We start from the raw sequence: 19941 nt of genomic DNA, 5'->3' as shown, positions 1-19941 counted from the left end.
ATTACGAAGATAATATTACGAAAATGATTTATGCATTCAAAAGTAAATAGATGAACAGCGCATCGTAGTTATCGATGCTGAGTGTTACTTAAAAGTCCTTTTGCTAGAACACCGTAATTTGCTAATAAAAAAACAATAGCCATAAAAACGTACTGATCTATTTTTTAAGAATGATTACCATCAAACGTTACTTATCCTAGAAGTATCTAAAAATCGACTGTGGACTACAGTATATGAAAATGTTTTCCAACTTTATCCGATATTTTAAATAAATAGCAAAGAAACACCCACCTCAGGATTCCAAAATACTATTTATCGAGCACAATCTCTGCATCTAAAAATAATCATATTACTACTTGAAGATAGCAGTATCATAAATTGGATTTCAGCAAAATCACTTGGGTAGTATCAGCGGCAGTATTTCCATAATCGCCAACAACCAATATAGGAAAAGCACCACACTTCGCTCTAGAACCTTGTATATTAATGATAAAATTATCTTCCTAATTTGCGAGTCACTACTTCTCGAATATACATAGGTTCGACTTTTTCAGGCGGGAAAATATCACCTCGGATGAATTTTTGATTTGCAATTAATGCTACGGAGGCCGCATTAGGGTAAATATCAAAATATGCTTCTTTAAAAAGTACCTTTGGGAAATCAGTATAAATTTTCCAGCCATTCCCTGCCGCTATCCAATCATCACCAGCAAATGTCATCATCGCCGTAGGCGTAGGTTTACTCAATTGGTCCCTAATTACCGCTTGCATAATACCCTGATCATCAGCCTGATAGCTACCCCAATAAATAGAATCCATATGAGCGTCCAAACCTGCTATAATGCGTTCCCTTTTTATTTTTTCATACGCTGATTGCGCCAATGCCTGTAAAGTAGAAACAGGAATAACCGGTCGATCGATGCCATATGCAACTCCTTGTGCAATACCCGTAGCAATACGTACTCCCATAAAACTTCCTGGACCACAACCGAAAGCAATCACATCAACTTCTTGCAGTTGGATATCGGCCTCAATTAGTAATTCATCGATAAAAGTTAAAATGATTTCAGAATGCCGTTGCGGAGTAATGTCAAACCGCCATTTAATATTACCGTCCAACCAAATTGCGGCTGAACAAGCGGCTGTAGCAGTTTCAAGTGCTAAGATAATTGACATTGTTTACAGCGTTAGTTAAGAAATGATTTGGATAATAGCGATAGTAGTAGTGCTGCTTAAATGAACATAAGCTGAATTGACAAAGATTGCTATAAGTCAATCCACGATTCCACCATGTACTGCGATTTAGTAATAACACAGTGTTACTCCTCTGGTGAAATCTTAGATAGGATCGAGTGTAAACGTCAAATCATCATAATGAACTAGAAAAGCTATCACATGAATCTTTGCCAAACTCGTCAAACGAATATGTTGATATTCAATAAGACGTATTTTAAATTCTACTAACTTGCAGGAATAGGCTTTTAAAAAAACTAACATTATTCGCGATGCTCGCATCTGTGGCCGCTTGATGTCATGACATGATAAATCCATTTTGGACAGTAGACATTAAGATCGTTGAATATTTAGAAGAGATGGAATATGAGAAGAGATATATGCATTTTTTCTAGCGCTCTGTCTTATTTTTTACTACTTTTCATTGCTCTTCTTGTTGCTCTTGCTTCATATTACCGAAAAAGCTGAAGACACGTACCACAACTCACAATATTTGATATTATAGACCAAACGGCATACTGTCTTGCAATAACACACAACTTGCAAAGCTAAAATATTTCGTCAAACACAATACCCACCTTACACCGAAAGCTTCAGCATAGACCTATTAATACAAAAAGGCAAGTACGTCTTTTATTTCCTGATATGCTATCATTAATATCATGCAAGTCAAATTCAGTGAATTACCTTATTTCAAAGATGGAGCAGAATGTTTTGCACATTTTGCATATTTGCCGTATGCAGTTTTCCTAGATGGATGCCAGCCATTCGATCTGCAAGAGCGCTATAGTATTATTGCGGCTAATCCGAGAATACTAATAACTTCAACCAATACAGATATTTTCTCTCAAATACGCACTCATCTATATCATTTAAGATCAACAATACAAATTCCTGCAGCATGTCAACATTTACCTTTTAGAGTAGGAGCTATTGGTTATTTTAGTTATGATCTCGCACGACGATATTTCCCACTAAAAACACAAACCATTCATGATATTATGCTTCCGGTGGTAGTTATTGGGATATACGATTGGAGTTTAGTCATCGATCATCATGAAAAAAAAACTTGGGTAATCACCTTAGATGATGAACAATTAAAGTATATCAACACTCAGCTCTCTACTCCGCTAGTAGACGTACCATTCAAAATTTTCGGTAATTTTCAATCGAATATGACATTCCGCGAATATACAATTGCTTTTCAAAAGATACAACACCACATACAACAAGGTGATTGTTATCAAGTTAATCTTAGCCAACGCTTTAGCGCTACTTATTTCGGATCACCTTGGACAGCATATCGATATTTACGTCGGATAAATCCGACGCCTTTTTCTATTTATTTCAATCTTAACAATAATCAAGCGATTTTAAGTTTTTCTCCAGAACGATTTTTACGAATAAAAAATCGTAATGTAGAAACTAAGCCTATTAAAGGTACAGCGCCTCGCTTTAAAAATCTAGTAGACGATGCACATTCAGCGAAAAAATTGTTACATAGCGTAAAAGATCATGCTGAAAACCTAATGATTGTTGATTTATTACGAAATGATTTAGGGAAATGCTGTAAGCCTGGGACTATTCACGTACCAAAATTAGCCGCGCTAGAAAGTTTTCCCAATATTCATCATTTAGTAAGTACGGTAACGGGTCAACTCCGTGATAATCAAGATGCACTAGATGTATTACGTCATTGTTTCCCTGGTGGTTCTATTACTGGTGCTCCTAAATTACGTGCTATGCAAATTATAGAAGTACTCGAACCGCACCATCGTTCGGTTTACTGTGGTACAATTGGTTACATTGATATCAATGGTAACTTAGATTGTAATATCGCCATTCGTACATTGATTTGCGATCGTAATCATATGTACTGCTATGCGGGTGGCGGTATTGTAGCTGATTCCATCTTAGAAAATGAATACGAAGAATCAAAGATAAAAGTTCAACGATTAATACATACTCTATCAAAAAAATTAAAATTGAAATAACGAAATTTTATAGCTAGAAACTATCAATCTTATTGTCGATTTAGTAAAAATAACACCAAATAATCTTGGTGATCTTCATAGATTTATTCATTGAATTATCGCTCAAACAGATGATAATTATAGTAAATACTAGAGTTACTTTATCAAACAATACAGAACGTCACAACAAATAATCCGTTACTATCTACCTAAAGAATCTACAAATAATCCTAATATAAAATCCTAATGTATTAGGCAATTCAAACTATTCTTAGTTCATTATCTTAAATATACATTTTGTAATAAAGCATAAGTATAATAACAATAATAAATAGCGAAACAATAACGAAACTTTTTCTAGTATGTATTTCTGTTGTTACATTATTAATGCACATTGATAAATTTTTTTCTTCTTAATAGCAAGAAGAAACTTAAATACATTAAGCTTTTAAAAATCTTTACTTTAAACAAACAAATCTATAACTTCTCATACAGAAATGTAATTACAAACTAGTTACAAAAAATATCTGGAATATTTTGTTTTATTTAAAACTTTATTTGAGACCAATAAAAAAATCAAGTAGTTAAATATCCTTTGAGCTCAATTCTGAATTAGAAACTGAGAGATACTCAAATCCGATTTTTCAAATTTAATATTTTAATAATGTTGGCCCATTTTAACAATATTCAAATAACATTTTAGAGACATTTATCAGTAACAAAGATAAGAACGCACAATAAGCAAAATTGACTGTATTGCATTTCCAGATCCGTTTGAAACAAAAATAACACAACTGACTGAAGAAGAAAAAAACCAGAACTAGCCAAGCATTAGCTACTATGTTATTTGAAGAATTACCTATATTTGAATAGGCTCTACAAGTTTGCGATTAATTTAAAAAAAATTTCTGTAATTATTCCAATCAGTATAATTATTTTCTCTAATTTATCTTTCTGAATGTTAATAGCGATATTACTTAGTCATCTATAATTAAAGACTGGCTTCATAATTATTTATACTTAATATTAGCAGTAATTTTAACTATCTGTAGCTTTTAGAAAATACTATACTTATCTGCAGTCAGTGATTAATGAGAAAGTGTGTTTGAAAATCTTGGTTAAATAATCTGATTCGCTTTTAAAGATAGAGTAGAACACAGATGTTGTATTTAGTTGCATTCACTAATAAATCTGTAGTATAGATGTCTATAATATCCCTTATTTAAGGCTTTTCTCGTAATACGCTTCAATTTTCTTTAGAAATATTAGTTAATACAGAGATCCTCTTAATTTTATTTCATTCTTCTATCTCGTCATGTATCACCACTACTATTTAGTAATTCAGATAACTGGAGAATTGAGAGATCATTTTATTTAGGGTAATACCACTTACTTCATGAGTAGATTTCACACTAAAGTCAGATGCTAACTAAATTAATTAATAACTTTAAATTTCTTTTAACACAGCTTATATGCTCTTACTTCACTATAATTAAATATTTAGTTAAATATTTTTACTCTTTAAAGCATATTTCATGTAATGCACCTTGTTTATGGAAAATTATGCCGTCTTTATTTCTATCATGAATAAAAGCTCTGTTAACGGTCTTCCTGCTTAATTTCTTCTTTAAATAAACTTAGGAACTAATTAATTAAAACTTAAATTTAGTAAAGTTTATATTCTGTTAAATACAATTTTTATCAGTCACTAATTTTGAGTTAAAGATAATAGAGAGAAAATTTAGAGAGAAATTTCATGTATTTTAAAAAAACTCTATTTCCAAATATTACCTCTAGTAAGCTGGCGTTCTCCTTGCCATACTTAAGTATAAATACATACATCTTCTTGATATGAAAACTATCATCAGTCCATTTAATATTGATACTGTTTATACAGTCTCTCAACTCACTGATAAAGCGCGAATCTTCCTTGAAGGGTGTTTTCGACACGTATGGATCACCGGAGAAATATCCAATTTATCCCGTCCAAGCTCGAAACATTTATATTTCTCCTTGAAAGATGAGCGTACTCAGGTGCGATGTGCCTTCTTTCATAATTACAATCGTCAGCTAAATTTCTTGCCAAAAAATGGTTGCCATGTTTTGCTACAAGCACAAGTAAGCCTATATGAAACACGAGGTGACTTCCAATTAATTGTGGTGCAAATGCAAGCTACTGGTAGTGGCGCTGTGCAAGTAGCTTTTGAAAAATTAAAGCAACAATTAGAAAAAGAAGGGTTGTTTGTTTGTAAAAATAAAAAATCAATCCCTGCTTTTCCTACCGCTATTGGTCTTATTACTTCGCCCTCAGGAGCTGCTATTAGCGATATTTTAAAAGTGTTAAAACGACGATTTCCTAGTATCTCCGTAATCGTTTATCCCACTATAGTACAAGGTGAAAAAGCCTCTTTGCAAATAGTGCATGCTATCCAAACAGCCAATCGACGCAAAGAATGTGATGTGCTTTTGCTTGCACGCGGAGGCGGATCGATTGAAGATTTATGGCCATTTAATGAAGAAAGTGTAGCTCGTGCCATTTTTGATTGTAAAATTCCCATTGTTACTGGAATTGGTCATGAAATTGACTTTACTATTGCAGATTTTGTGGCAGATCATCATGCAGCTACTCCTTCAGCCGCTGCAGAATGTGTGAGTCCAAATTGCAAGGAATATTTACAACATATTCACTCATTGCAACAGCGCTTATCTCATTTAATTTACACACAGCTACGTCAACATCATATACAATTGCATTATTTAATGACACGACTGCAAAGACCAGAAAAACGACTAGAAACCCAACAACACCAGCTTACAGCACTAAAACATCGCTTAATAATGGCGATGGATTATGACCTAAGTTGCCAACGACAACATCTAGCATTTAAAGTGCAGATATTACAAACGATGAACCCACTAACAACGCTAAAACGCGGTTATGCAATCATCACTTATCAAAAAGAAATTATTCACAAAGCAACATCACTCAAGGTAGGAGACTGTATTGTAGTGCGTTTAGAAAAGGGAAGTATAGCATGCCGTGTGGAAGAAGTTCATGCAAAAATAAATCTGTCAACTCGGCAAAAGAAAATCTAAGATTAGTAATTTTTTAATTACACTTCCTTTTGGATTTCCGTCTTATACAGGCAATGACGGACTAAATAGCGATTATGTAAGGGTATGGTTTAATAGTTTTAATAACAACTAATAAAAATATAATAAAAATAGAGCAAATGGGGCAAAGGAAATTGAGATGATAAAACTCATTATCTGACGAGAGGGCCTCTCGCACATGATTAGTTTAAATACCTTCTCTCGCGCCTTTACTACTATATCAATATCACACCGCGGTAATAAATGCTTGCGGTGAAAAGGAGTAATAAATTAGATTCGACATCGATTCTTATAAAATAAATTGCAATTTCTTAATCTGCTCACCTACTGTGCTTCATGTACTATAACAAGAGGATTAATCAATCAGCCTCCACTTAGCCCCGTCAGAATATTTTTTTATACGTTTTTATATTTTTTATACTTTTTTATAGCTGCTTACTTAATTATTACAGTTTCCATCATTATCACGCTTGCTCATGTGTTATATACCTCATTACCCACTCGTCTACTAGCCTACTACTACGTTGTAAAAATTAAGCACTGCTTCTATCTTTAACAATGCCAAGATGTTTAGCTTTAGCTGCATCAAGGATAGACTTCTTGCACAACACCAAAAACTTGGCTGTTACATTATGAGATAAATACCGTAAACCTGGATTTTACTTTAATCCAATTGGAGACGCTAGATAAAAGGACTGATTTTATACTGATTTTATAAATAAAATACATTGTCACCAGTTTTAACATTCTTTGTATTACTGTCAAGATAATGCTTTTTTAAGTTTCACATATTTCAGAAACCTAAAATTACACTTCTACGATACAAATTCCTCCGTTAAAAACCTTACTGCGATAGTAGTCGTGTGTGTGTCTTTTACCGTCAGAACAATAAAACGCTGCCAGTTTCTTTATCGAAAACTAGAAAAATAGCTTATCCTTCAACAAGTTTTTAGAATCAGTTATTTCAATCTTTATAAGGATTTTGGCCTGTTTTTAATTTAATATGAATAGGAACACCAATAAAATTAAACGTTTTTCGGAAGTAATTAGAAAGATAGCGAACATAAGACTGAGACAATGATTGAGTTTGTTTGCCGTGAATAACAATTGTTAGTGGATGACGACCACCTAGATGTGCATAGCGCAACCGGATACGGCGACCTTTGACTAAAGGTGGCTCGCATTCTAAAACAGCTTTTTCCAAAACTTTAGTTAATTGTGTAGTAGTTAATGCTTGTTGTGTCGAACGATAAGATTCCTGAACAGCCCGGTATAGGTTACTAATACCGGTTCCCTGTAATGCTGAGATAAAATAACAACGAGCAAAATTAGCAAAAGACATACGTCTATCAATATCGTGTTTTACTTGTTGGCGCTGATTGGCTGATAAATCATCCCATTTGTTTACTACAATCACTAATGACATACCGATTTTTATAATTAAATTTAATAATCGTAAGTCTTGTTCACTGACACCTTCTTTAGCGTTTAAAACAAAAATAATCACATCAGTTTCGTGTGCAACTCGTATAGATTTAATAATCGAAAATTTTTCAACAAAATTCCGAATTTTGGCATGACGTCGGATGCCTGCGGTATCAATCAAAATATAATTTTCTTTATCATGGCGGAATGGAATGTAAATACTGTCACGTGTTGTTCCAGGTTGATCGTAAACAATGACTCGTTCTTCATCTAATAACCCATTAACTAAAGTAGATTTTCCAACATTAGGCCGACCAATCACGGCAATTTTAGTATATGATTCTTTTTCAACTGTTTTTCCTTTTTGTGGTAAATAATCCAAGATTCGTGTCATTAATTCTTTAATTCCTCGGCTGCTTTTAGTTGAAATTGCTTGAGGCTCACCAAATCCTAATTGATAAAATTCTCCACGTACTGCAAGTATTTCGTCGTAATCCGCTTTATTGACTACTAAAATTACTTTTTTGTTTTTTTTACGCAATCGCCCAGCTATAATTTCATCGGCAGGAACTAATCCTGTTTTAGCATCCACTAAAAATAAAACGAAATTAGATACATTAATGGCTTGATCTACCTGATTTTTTATGAGTGCAGCTATTTTTACATTTTCAATATCAAGTAAACCACCCGTATCTACTAGTGCAATCTCTTGAGAATCAATTATGATCTTTCCATATTGTAGGTCGCGTGTAACACCTGCTACATCAGCAACTAATGCCGCACGACTCTTAGTTAAATAATTAAATAATGTCGATTTGCCAACGTTGGATCGTCCAACGATAACGATTATTGGAAGCATAATTAAAAATATTCTCCTGCTATCGTCATCTCACGCTCCAGATTTAGTATTATTTAGTAGTAAATCTGGAACGTGAGATCCAAGATTCGTTGTTAAACTTAGCTATAGTTGAATTCTGAAATCAAAGATGAGTGGTCAAATTTTCATCGCTAAATAAGGATCATCAATGCCAAGTGCTTTCATTCCATTTTGTGCAGCTGTATAGAATTGCTTAGCAGATGCTTGTTTACCCATAGCTAAATAAATATCACCTTTAACGCTATCAACTAATGGATGATAAATGGGATTATCAAGGACTTGCAATAATTTTAGCGCTTTTTCCAAATGATTTTGCACTAATAAAATCCTTGCTGCCCTCAAACGCGCAATCTGTTTTAAACTCCGTATTAAGCTATTTTCTATCACCCATTGTAAATGAATTAACGCCCTATCTAAGTGATTTTTTTTAACGTCATCTTTTGCAACCAACAAAGCTGCCATTGCAGCGTAGGGAGTTTTAGCATATCCTTTCATAAGTTCATTAGTTAATTTTTGCGATTCATCCTGCTGATTTCGCAACGTTGCTGCTTGTAGTTTTGTATAGATCTGTGAAGCGCGTTCTGTTTTTTCAATTTGAAATCGATGCCAATACAGCCATCCAAAGCTAGTTAAAAATCCTACTACAATAATCGTGACAATCGCGCGACTACAATCACGCCACCATTTTTTTTTAATAATTTCTATTTGCTCTTTATCGGAAAGATATTTAGTCATCATGTTATTCTCTCGCGTAAAAAAGCAATCAACTCATTTGCTCCTAACTGTTTTTGTGGTAATTCTTCGCGCAAGTGTTTTAACGTCACTGTCTTTGTTTCTATTTCTTCATCACCAATAACAATCACCCATTTAGCACCACTTTTATCTGCTCGTTTAAACTGACTTTTAAAACTACCGCCACTTAGGTGAGTTTTAATTGAACACATCGGCAACGCATCACGGAGACGCTCAGCTATTGTAAAACATTCATAAACCGCTCGTTCGCTGTTGGCAACCAAATAGATATCACAATTAGCTATATATTCATATTCATGAACTGCTCGCAATAACAATGCTAATCGTTCTAAACCTGCAGCAAAGCCTACCGCAGGTATCGGCTTACCACCCAGTTGCTTAACTAATGTATCATATCGTCCTCCGCCGCAAACCGCATTCTGAGCACCAAGTTGATGCACGAGTTTATTAGTAAACCATTCAAAAACCGTATGAGTATAATAATCGAATCCTCTCACCAGTGTAGGATTAACAATATACGCTATTTTAGTACTATCTAGAATCGCCAATAATTGGTCAAAGCGCTGACGCGATTCATCATCTAGATAATCTTGAAGTTTCGGTGCTTCTGCAATAACGGTATGCAGGTGTGGGTTCTTGCTATCCAAAATCCGCAGAGGATTTATTGTTAGACGTCGCTGATCATCTTTATTGAACTCAGTGATGCGTGACTGCAGATAGGTGGCCAATTTTTCTCGGTATCGTGCACGCGACTCACGGGTACCTAAGGTGTTTAATCCTAACACCATAAATTTATCCAAGCCCAGCGTTTTCCATAGACGAAAACACATCAGAATTAGTTCTGCATCAATGAGGGCACTTGACATCCCATAAGCCTCAACACCAAATTGATAAAATTGACGGTAACGACCTTTTTGAGGACGTTCATGACGAAACATGGGCCCTATGTACCACAATCGCTGGGTCTGGTTATTGTGAAATAAACTATGTTGGATACCTGCCCGTACACATCCCGCTGTTCCTTCTGGTCGCAAACTAAGACTATCACCATTACGATCAAGAAAGGTATACATTTCTTTTTGTACAATATCGCTTATTTCACCAATAGTGCGTTTAAATAGGGCTGTTTGTTCCACGATAGGAAATCTAATCTCCTGATAACCATAGGATTTAACAAGCGAGTGGCAACTAGCTTCAAGAAAAGACCAATAAGGCGTGACCTCAGGTAACAGGTCATTCATTCCTCGAACAGCTCGAATTATTGTTCTCAATGATGCGTTCCTGAAAAATCATTATTTGGTACAAACCTTTCTTCTGGTAAGGTAGATGATACAGTAGAATTTAACGGTAAACTCTCCTCAGGTTGTGAAACTACTACGTGCATTTGGCTGATAATATGTTTTTTACCTTTCCACCAAATACTTACAAATATTGCTAAGGATAATAAAATTGCCATAACAATCAAGCAAACAACTTTTGAACTAATGATTCGCGTTGATCGCGCGATAACAGGGATGGTTTGGTGCCTTACCGGTTTTTCTTCCTGAGCCTTTTTTACCCGTTCAAATTCTTCTTCCAATGCCGAAGCGTCAAACGCAGCTATGACTTCATTCGGTGAAATACCTACGCAGCGTGCATAAGCACGCAAATAACCTCGTACATAAATTAAAGCAGACATGTTAGAATAATTATCTTTTTCCAATTCTTTCACTCGCTGAAGACTTAAGTGTATTTGTTTTGCTATTTCAATTTGGCTCAACTTTTTTGCTTTCCGTGCATCTTGTAAAAGCACTCCTGGCGTTTTAATGCCGTTAGCAAGTCGAGAATCAATCTTCGTCTCCATATCAACAAAATTTGCTTCCGTCATAGGCGGTCTTCCTATTAGTGATTGTCACCTTCTTCATTATAACTAAATTATAACCAATTTGATGCTTCTCTAGAAGATATCCTTTCCTTTCCTCTTTTTTGATAAAAACATAAAATCATTCTTTGCTCATCATTTAGTCATGTTAATTAGCTGTGTACATACACCTATAGAATATAATGATGAATATTTGATCAATTTTTCTTGCTTCTCAAGCCATTTATCCGTAATATCCGTCCAATGCAGAAATGGATATTTAACACAGCCATTGCACTACTAGCTTTTTATCTTATTAGTGTTACCACCATCGCAATGTCCACTTCTCGAGGTGGAACGTGGAATACCGGCGATCTCTTGTCTCATCATCAACAGAATTTTTGGACAGCAATCAGCCAACAGTTTGTTCTTGCAGAGCAGTACACAAATAACTATTATGTACGTAAACAAATTCAGTGGTTCTGTCAGCAACAATATTATCTTTCTGAGCTAACTAAAAATGCAAGACCTTATATTTATTATGTTTTTCAACAAACAAAGAAACGGGGTATCCCGCCTGAGATTGCGCTTTTACCGATGATTGAAAGCAATTACAATCCTTTCCTTTATTCAAAACGGGGAGCTACTGGTCTTTGGCAATTGATGCCGGGAACAGCGACCGGATTTAGTCTTCTTATTAATTGGTGGTACGATGGGCGTCGTGATGTAGTTGCGTCAACTAATGCTGCACTGAATTATCTCGAGTATCTGCATGATTATTTTCACAGCTGGCTTTTGGCAATCGCTGCTTACGATGCGGGTGAAGGAACTGTAGCAGTCGCTATTCGTTATAATCGCCTTCATAGACGTCCTACAGATTTTTGGTCTCTACCTTTACCTTACGAGACTCGGGAATACGTACCTAAATTGCTAGCTTTAGCTGATGTAATTAAAAATCACCAGTATTATGGTTTACAACTAAATCCAGTTAAAAATGGTCCTTTTTTTACCATGATATCCTTAAAAACTCGAATGAATTTAAGACAGTTGGTTACATTATCGGATTCTACATTAAATCTCATTCGTAGATTAAACCCCGGTTTTCGCCGCTCAACCACTTTTCTTCATGATGCGTACAATTTCTTGGTACCACTAGATAAAGCAAATCATTTAGAGCAAAGCCTTGTAGAGTTAGAAGCCAGTCGTTATCACAAACGACTTTTGGAGAAATGGGCATATCATCGTGTACATTCTGGTGATTCATTAAGTATTTTAGCCAATCGTTATCACACTAGTATTGCAAAGATTCGTCGTATAAATAAATTGAAAAGTGATATGATTGGTATTGGGAAAAATTTATTAATTCCGGAGGCAGAGGCAACTCCTTACATACCTATTCGTAGCAGTAGTATTTCTAAAGATAATGTTCCCGAATTAAGGTTAAAGTGAGCGATGTACATTGTAACAAAACGCAAAATTACAAAAAGATTTGTTGTGAAAAAATGATTACTTAATCACTAAACCAATGATTACTTAATCACTAAACCATAGTCTTGTTGCACTATTCCGTTATCATATTATTCTGTTATCATATCGGATGGGGAAGGTATCTTTATCGACAAGTGCTATCTATTATTAACTATGAATTAACTATGAACATGATTTCTAGATCGTATTTTCTCAATTATATGTCAGGAAATATAATTTGAATTGGCCAATATTTCAATGATGTAAATGCACCTTAAGAGTAGAATACTGTGAAACTTACGTCACTAAAAGCAATCATATTATGACACCTAGAATTTTAAATGGGCACACTTGTGCAAACAAGGTTAAAGCACATGTTAAAGAAGCCATTCGTTTACGACAGGAAAAAGGATTATCATTACCTGGGCTTTCTGTTATCCTAGTGGGTAATAATCCTGCTTCAGAGGCGTATATTTTTCATAAAGAACATGCTTGCCGAACAGTTGGTATTCGTTCAACCGTGTATCGTATGCCGGAAACTGTTACAGAGTCAGATTTAGCTGTAAAAATCGATGAATGTAATGCAGATCTAAACACACATGGAATTTTATTACAATTACCTTTACCTGAACATATTAATCACACTAATTTGTCTGAACGTATTTGTCCTAAGAAAGATGTTGATGCTTTTCACCCTTATAATCTCGGCCGTCTAATACAGCGACGCCCAGCTTTACGTCCTTGCACTGCTCATGGCATTATGACTTTATTAAAAGAGACTAGAGAAACGATTGCTGGTAAGCACGCTGTTATAGTAGGTGCTTCTAATATTGTAGGCCGACCAATGGCAATGGAATTGCTGTTGGCTAAATGCACAGTGACTATCTGTCATCGCTTTACAGAAAATTTAGCACAGCATATCAATAACGCTGATCTTCTAATAGTTGCTATTGGTAAGCCAGGCATTATCCAAAGTAAATGGATTAAACCAGGAACTATTGTAGTTGATGTTGGTTTTAGTCGGCTGAGTCCAGATAAAATTGTTGGAGATATTCATTTCGAAACTGCTAAAGAAAAAGCATCGTGGATCACCCCAGTCCCTGGGGGAGTTGGTCCAATGACGGTAGCTACTTTATTAGAGAATACGCTTTGGGCTGCAAATGATTTAAGTAAAAAGCACTACTGTAATTGATTTCTAGAACATAATGTCTATAGATCCGCTAATTATCTATAGATTCGCTGATATAGATTAAAATTAAGTAAAAAGCGTATCACTAAAGATTCTCATTAAAAAGCACTGTTTTTACCGTTTCTTCTTTTTCAAGATCGCTTAAATCCACTGTATTCTATTTATGATCAAGTTCCAAAGTTTTTTACTACTAATTTGTTGAAATGTATGACGAGTAGATTAATCTATCCAAAATCTATCCAGTCATACAGCAGTCAGAGCTTCGATGCTTTTTACAGACTCCTTTGAATAAAGTACTATTTTTACGATTATACTTAAATATCGATAAAAACTTCTATGAAATATGTAATATGAAATTTTAAACATAAATTATTTAAGTAAATAATCCTTAAGACTTAAAGTGTCCTTATAGGTTATTAGCACAAAGAATATTAAAAGAAAAGAGGGCTTTTGCCCTCTTTTCTTGATTCAAGCGTCTTTTCTTGATTCAAGCAATCGATAATCGATATGATTATCGATTGATTACATTAAGAACTTATAACCCAGTCCAACCGTGAATAGATTTGTAGCCGGCACAGTAGAGAAGCGGTTAGAAGACGCACCTCGGTAGCCTGGTACAAAAGTATATTGTGCATTCACGGACCAATTCGACGTAAAATGGTATTGAACACCGGCCGAAAATAACGGATTCCAAAAGTTTGAGCGAGAAGCAACATTAAATGGAGCTTTCAATGTTGGTAAGGCTGCACTACTTCGATTGTAAGTATAAGCAACCCCTAATTTACCGAAAACGTAGGTATTGGCATAAATAGGAGCCATCCCTTTGAATGCACCATAAGCTATACCGCTTTTAACATCGTAAGTTCCTGCAACTAGCGGTGATATTTTAACATCAGTAGTAAACTTCAATTTGGGCAGATAATACCATCCGCTTTCAATAGCGAAATATTGATTAAATTGGTAACCCAAATCCCCACCGAAAGTGAAGCCACCGTTGCCTCGAGAAGCGTTTCCTAAAACGGCCGTTTGCTTCGCAAAACCAACAATGGTAGAAGCATCCTTCAACCACGGGCGATAAGTGTAACCCGAATTACCTTCAACATAAATACCAGCATAGCTGGGAGCAGGTACATAATCAGAACCACCGGCTAACGCAGCGGAAGTGACACCGACGCTAGCAATACCAGCAGTAGCAAGTGTTACTAATTTTTTTACCGACATTTAAATTCCCCTAAATGTTTAAAGTGTTACTAAGTTAAGAGCAGATAATTCTAATAGCAATCTTTCACTTAATGCAACCCTTAAATAAACTTATTTTAAGGAAGATTGCCAACTTCAACTCTTTAAGGATTCATATCTTATCTAACTTAGATTAAATAATCTAGCTAGTTTTTTAAATTAATTGTAAAAAAAAATTATACATCCCAATACGCTGCTGGTCTTTTTAGCCAACGATGCAGTAAACGGTCAATGACATGAGGATAATGCTGTACAATCACATGAGACATTTTTTGTACAGATGGAAGTAGATGAAAATCCCGTGCCATATTTGCAATCCGAAAATGAAATAAGCCCGCTTGGCGCGTACCCAATAATTCTCCGACGCCCCGTAACTCAAGATCCTTTTGTGCTATAACAAAACCATCCTGTGAATCTCGCAAAAAAGATAAGCGATTTCGTGCATTATTAGACAGAGGTCCTTGATACAGTAAAACACAATGACTTTTGTCTTCTCCACGTCCAACACGACCTCGTAGCTGATGTATTTGTACTAAACCTAAACGTTCAGAATTTTCTATTATCATTAAGGTTGCATTCGGCACATTAACACCTACTTCAACTACTGTGGTTGCTACAAGTAAATTAATTTTCCCTACTTTAAATGCTGCCATCACTGCTTCTTTCTCATTTTTGTTTAATCGTCCATGAATTAAACCAATTTTTAAATTTGTTAATGATTGTTGTAGATGTTTATAGGTTGCTTCGGTTGTTTCACATTGCACAGTTTCTGATTCTTTGATTAAAGTACATATCCAATAAGCTTGTTTGCCTTGCTCACAAATTTTTTTAATTCCCTCGATAACCTTTTCACGGCGTGTATTTGATATTATTACCGTCGAAATTGGTCTCCGACCTGGTGGTAATTCATCAATAACTGAAATATCTAAATCAGCGTACATCGTCATTGCCAAGGTTCGTGGAATAGGAGTTGCTGTCATAATTAATTGATGTGGATAACTATTTTTTTCTGTTAAACCCTTTTCTTTTAAGGCTAATCGTTGATGCACACCGAAACGGTGTTGTTCATCAATTACAACTAATGCTAAATTTCGAAAAATCACGGCTTCCTGAAATAGCGCATGTGTGCCAACTACAACTTGGTGTTCGCCACTAGTTATTCTGTGCAAGGTTTCTTTACGCACTGCCTTACTTAAATTTCCCACTAAGTAGCCCACATTAATTCCCAATGGCTTAAACCATCGTTGAAAAACTTGATAATGTTGTTCAGCTAATAATTCAGTAGGCGCCATAACGGCGCTTTGATAGTTATTTTCTAGCACTTTCATTACTGACATTGCTGCTATAATAGTTTTTCCAGATCCGACATCACCTTGTACTAAACGCAACATTGGACTTGGCATAGATAAATCTTTATTAATTTCCTTAATGACACGTTGTTGTGCAGTAGTTAATGGAAAGAACAGAGCCTCACGTAATTTTTCTTGCCAGCTATTTGATTCTAAAATAGGTGCACGGTGAATTTTTATTTGCAATCGCAATCGTTGTAAACCCACTTGCTGTGCTAACAATTCCTCGAATGCCAAGCGCTTCTGTGTAGGATGTATTCCTGCCTGTAATAAATCAACTGAGGCTTCTTGAGGAGGACGATGTACATAAATTAATGCTTCCATCAATGTAGGTAGTTGGAACAATTTCCGCAACGATTCAGGTAATAACTCTTCAATATTATTAGCTTTTAAGTATTCCAGTGCTTGCGCCATTAAATGACGCCATTGCGTTTGTCGCAGTCCTTTTGTTGTTGAATAAATAGGGGTTAAGCAGTCCTCTAATGGCACTTCCTTGTCCATGATTTGATATTCAGGATGTTCCATTTCTAAACGTCCTTGATAATTTTTCCGTACACTACCGAAACAACGCAATGTTAGACCAACTTTCGTTAATCGTTCTTGCTGTTTTAAGTTAAAATGATAAAAGCGCAAAAGAAGTGAGCCTGTGCTATCGCGTATACAACAAATCAAATTGCGTCGACGCGTATAAGCTAGATTGGCTAATTGTATTTTTCCCTCAACAACTACTTGATCTCCATGGCGAACAGCTGCAATGGGAGTTAAATATCTGCGATCTTGATAACGCAGGGGTAAATGAAATAATAAATCTTGAATAGTATAAATATTTAAGTTAGCCAATAATGCCTGAATGCCCAATCCAACCCGTTTAAGAACAGTAACAGAAATGAAATCAACTTTGTTGTCCTCGTTCATTCGTCTAATACCATTATGGCATCAATTGCAATCAAAGAATTTTTAGGAAGTTGCTTAACGGTCACTACTGATCTCGCTGGATAAGGTTCTTCGTAATATTTTTGCATGATTTCATCAACAAATACAAAATGTTCCATATTAGTCAGATAAATAGTAAGCTTTACGATCTGAGAAAGATTTCCACCAGCCGCTTTAGCTATTGCTGTCATATTGCTAAAGGCACGATGGATATGACCTTTGCAGTCACCACGTGTTATTTCCATGGTTTCTGGATCTAGCGAAATTTGCCCAGAAAAATAAACGGTATTACCGACCTTAACAGCTTGCGAGTATATACCGATAGCTCGTGGTGCTTTATTTGTACTAATAATTTGTTTCATAACCCCTCATTTTATAAAAACGACGCATAATTTTTACTATCTGTTTTACTTGACGTAAACGACGCAACACTATCGACAAATGTGCGCGATCTCGAACAGTGATACGAAACATGACAATATAATGTAATCCTTCACGTTCTTCTACCATAATATCTTGAATATTAGCATCTGCTTTTGCCATCGCTAATGTTAACATAGCTAGCGCACCACGTTCATTAACGACTTGCACGTGAACTGACGTGGGAAATTCACCCCTTGCTTGTTCGGACCATCGAAGCGGCATAAATCGATCAAGACAGTGGCGTAATTTTGCAATGAAAGGGCAACGATCGGTATGTATTAAAATTCCACGCCCCGCATCAATAACACCTACGATTGGATCACCGGGTATAGGATAACAACAAGTAGCAAAATTAACGACTATCCCTTCTGTACCCTTAATTATTAAAGGTATTTCATTCGGTAGTCGGATTTTCGTTTCTGCTTCAGTCTCTTTAGTCACTGCTGCGATGCGTTGCGCCACTAAAGCCGCCATGCGATTTCCTAAACCAATCTCTTCCAATAAATCATCAAAGGATTTCAAATGTATTTCTTTTAATGTGAAATCAATAACTCGCTGTGATAATTTTTTTAATGAAATAGAATAGTCGACTAATTCTTTTTTCAATAATTGTTTCCCTAACGCAATAGATTCCGAACGGCGTTGTGTTTTTAAAAATTGACGAATGCTGTTCTTCGCTTTGCTAGTTATGACAAAATCCATCCACGCTGGATTAGGACGACCCCCGGAGGAAGTAATAACCTCGATGGTTTGTCCATTACTCAATGGTGTTGACAAAGGAGCTAAATGCCGATCAATTTTAACGGCAACACAACCATTTCCCACGTCTGTATGAACCGAGTAAGCAAAATCAATAGCAGTAGCGCCAGCAGGTAACTCTGTAATATCACCTTTTGGTGTGAATACGTAGACTTCATTAGGAAATAAATCCACTTTAACGTTTTCAATAAATTCTAGCGGATTTACCACATCTTCCTGTAATTCTAATAAACTCTTCACTAACGCTTCAGCTCGCAATTGCGATTCAGTAAGTGACGTATTCGTCGCTTTATAGAGCCAATGAGCGGCAATACCTGTAGTTGCCGTGCGATCCATTTTTGTCGTACGAATTTGTACCTCAATAGGTAACCCATAAGGGCCAAATAAGGTAGTATGTAGGGATTGATAAGCATTAACTTTTGGAATGGCAATGTAGTCTTTAAAACGTCCAGGAACTGGTTTAAATAATCCGTGAATAACCCCTAATGCACGGTAACATGAATCCACATCATCAACAATAATTCGAAAAGCGTAGAGATCCATGATTTCATTGAAGGGAATATGTTTATTTCGCATTTTTCGATAAATACTAAATAAGTGTTTTTCACGTCCAGTAATATTGTATGAAGATAAATTACTTTGACTTAATCCACCGTGCAGATTTTTTTCAATCAACGCTAATATTTTTTTTCGATTACCACGTGCACGTCGAATGGCATCTCTTAAAACACGATAACGCAATGGATAAAGTACAGCAAAACCTAATTCTTCCAACTCAACAGATACATCACGCATACCCAAACGTTTCGCAATCGGTGCAAAGATACCTAGTGTTTCCCTGGCGATTCGACGTCGTTTTTGAGAATGCAACGAATCTAAAGTTCGCATATTATGCAGCCGATCTGCCAGTTTGACGATAATCACGCGTATATCGCGTGCCATAGCCAGTAGCATTTTTCGAAAATTCTCAGCCTGAGCTTCAGCTCGACTGACAAATTCAATTTGGGTTAATTTACTAACACCATCTACTAATTCCGCTATTTCATCGCCAAATTTTTCAGAGATCGCTTTTTTTTCAAGAGGCGTATCTTCAATGACATCATGTAACAAAGCCGCAACTATAATTTGATCATCCATCTTCATGTCAGCCAATATGCACGCAACAGCAACGGGATGGCTGATATACGCTTCACCAGTTACGCGTCGTTGATCACGATGGGCGTCTGCAGCCACTAGGAAAGCTCGGTGAATTCTGTTAATTCGCTCATTACTTAAGTAGTCAAGTTTACAACGCAATTTTTTGAAGAGGCGCAATTTATTTTATCCTCCTTACACAGTCATCGAACATCACGATTTGCTAACTATCG

The 19941-nt window shown here is 35.7% G+C and carries 14 protein-coding genes; 4 read left to right on the top strand and 10 right to left on the bottom strand.

What is annotated here, in order from left to right; all coding sequences use genetic code 11:
• Positions 1-495 precede the first annotated feature (495 nt).
• Positions 496-1176, bottom strand: coding sequence for a tRNA (adenosine(37)-N6)-threonylcarbamoyltransferase complex dimerization subunit type 1 TsaB (gene tsaB / locus CEAn_RS01505; RefSeq protein WP_211924057.1), 681 nt, complete (start codon positions 1174-1176; stop codon positions 496-498).
• A gap of 162 nt (positions 1177-1338) precedes the next feature.
• On the bottom strand, positions 1339-1515 hold the full coding sequence (locus CEAn_RS01500; RefSeq protein WP_211924056.1) for a hypothetical protein: 177 nt from the start codon (positions 1513-1515) through the stop codon (positions 1339-1341).
• 380 nt (positions 1516-1895) lie between these two features.
• On the opposite strand from CEAn_RS01500, the gene pabB reads away from it, so the two are divergent.
• Positions 1896-3227, top strand: a complete 1332-nt coding sequence (pabB, locus tag CEAn_RS01495; RefSeq protein WP_211924055.1) for an aminodeoxychorismate synthase component I — start codon at positions 1896-1898, stop codon at positions 3225-3227.
• Between the two features lie 1830 nt (positions 3228-5057).
• Complete coding sequence (gene xseA, locus CEAn_RS01490; RefSeq protein WP_211924054.1) at positions 5058-6302, top strand: exodeoxyribonuclease VII large subunit; 1245 nt, start codon at positions 5058-5060, stop codon at positions 6300-6302.
• A gap of 982 nt (positions 6303-7284) precedes the next feature.
• On the opposite strand, the gene der is transcribed toward xseA, so the two are convergent.
• The 4 genes from der to CEAn_RS01470 all read right to left on the bottom strand — a co-directional run bounded on the left by der (position 7285) and on the right by CEAn_RS01470 (position 11242).
• Positions 7285-8604, bottom strand: a complete 1320-nt coding sequence (der, locus tag CEAn_RS01485; protein ID WP_211924053.1) for a ribosome biogenesis GTPase Der — start codon at positions 8602-8604, stop codon at positions 7285-7287.
• 135 nt (positions 8605-8739) lie between these two features.
• Positions 8740-9360: a YfgM family protein gene (locus tag CEAn_RS01480; RefSeq protein WP_244670098.1), complete on the bottom strand. Its 621-nt coding sequence runs from the start codon at positions 9358-9360 to the stop codon at positions 8740-8742.
• Positions 9357-10616, bottom strand: a complete 1260-nt coding sequence (gene hisS / locus CEAn_RS01475; protein WP_369804525.1) for a histidine--tRNA ligase — start codon at positions 10614-10616, stop codon at positions 9357-9359. Before hisS ends, CEAn_RS01480 begins: the two co-directional genes overlap by 4 nt.
• Positions 10617-10642: 26 nt before the next feature.
• Positions 10643-11242, bottom strand: a complete 600-nt coding sequence (locus tag CEAn_RS01470) for a helix-turn-helix domain-containing protein (protein WP_211924051.1) — start codon at positions 11240-11242, stop codon at positions 10643-10645.
• Between the two features lie 237 nt (positions 11243-11479).
• On the opposite strand from CEAn_RS01470, the gene CEAn_RS01465 reads away from it, so the two are divergent.
• Together CEAn_RS01465 and folD are read left to right on the top strand one after the other, a co-directional pair.
• Positions 11480-12664, top strand: a complete 1185-nt coding sequence (locus CEAn_RS01465) for a transglycosylase SLT domain-containing protein (protein ID WP_211923651.1) — start codon at positions 11480-11482, stop codon at positions 12662-12664.
• A 340-nt stretch (positions 12665-13004) separates the two neighbouring features.
• Entirely contained in the window at positions 13005-13874 is an 870-nt protein-coding gene (gene folD, locus CEAn_RS01460) for a bifunctional methylenetetrahydrofolate dehydrogenase/methenyltetrahydrofolate cyclohydrolase FolD (protein WP_211924050.1), read from the top strand.
• Positions 13875-14393: 519 nt separating this feature from the next.
• Here folD and CEAn_RS01455 read toward each other — a convergent pair.
• The 4 genes from CEAn_RS01455 to CEAn_RS01440 all read right to left on the bottom strand — a co-directional run bounded on the left by CEAn_RS01455 (position 14394) and on the right by CEAn_RS01440 (position 19888).
• The gene (locus tag CEAn_RS01455; protein WP_211924049.1) at positions 14394-15092 is read right to left on the bottom strand and encodes an outer membrane protein; all 699 of its coding nucleotides are present in this window, start codon (positions 15090-15092) and stop codon (positions 14394-14396) included.
• Between the two features lie 194 nt (positions 15093-15286).
• On the bottom strand, positions 15287-17374 hold the full coding sequence (gene recG, locus CEAn_RS01450; RefSeq protein WP_211924048.1) for an ATP-dependent DNA helicase RecG: 2088 nt from the start codon (positions 17372-17374) through the stop codon (positions 15287-15289).
• Complete coding sequence (locus CEAn_RS01445; protein WP_211924047.1) at positions 17371-17754, bottom strand: Rid family detoxifying hydrolase; 384 nt, start codon at positions 17752-17754, stop codon at positions 17371-17373. The genes recG and CEAn_RS01445 overlap by 4 nt, the downstream gene beginning before the upstream one ends.
• On the bottom strand, positions 17738-19888 hold the full coding sequence (locus tag CEAn_RS01440) for a RelA/SpoT family protein (RefSeq protein WP_211924046.1): 2151 nt from the start codon (positions 19886-19888) through the stop codon (positions 17738-17740). Before CEAn_RS01440 ends, CEAn_RS01445 begins: the two co-directional genes overlap by 17 nt.
• Positions 19889-19941: the final 53 nt, after the last annotated feature.

The sequence above is a fragment of the Coxiella endosymbiont of Amblyomma nuttalli genome (assembly GCF_018107685.1).
GTDB lineage: Bacteria > Pseudomonadota > Gammaproteobacteria > Coxiellales > Coxiellaceae > Coxiella.
This window is presented reverse-complemented; position numbering and strand designations above follow the sequence as displayed.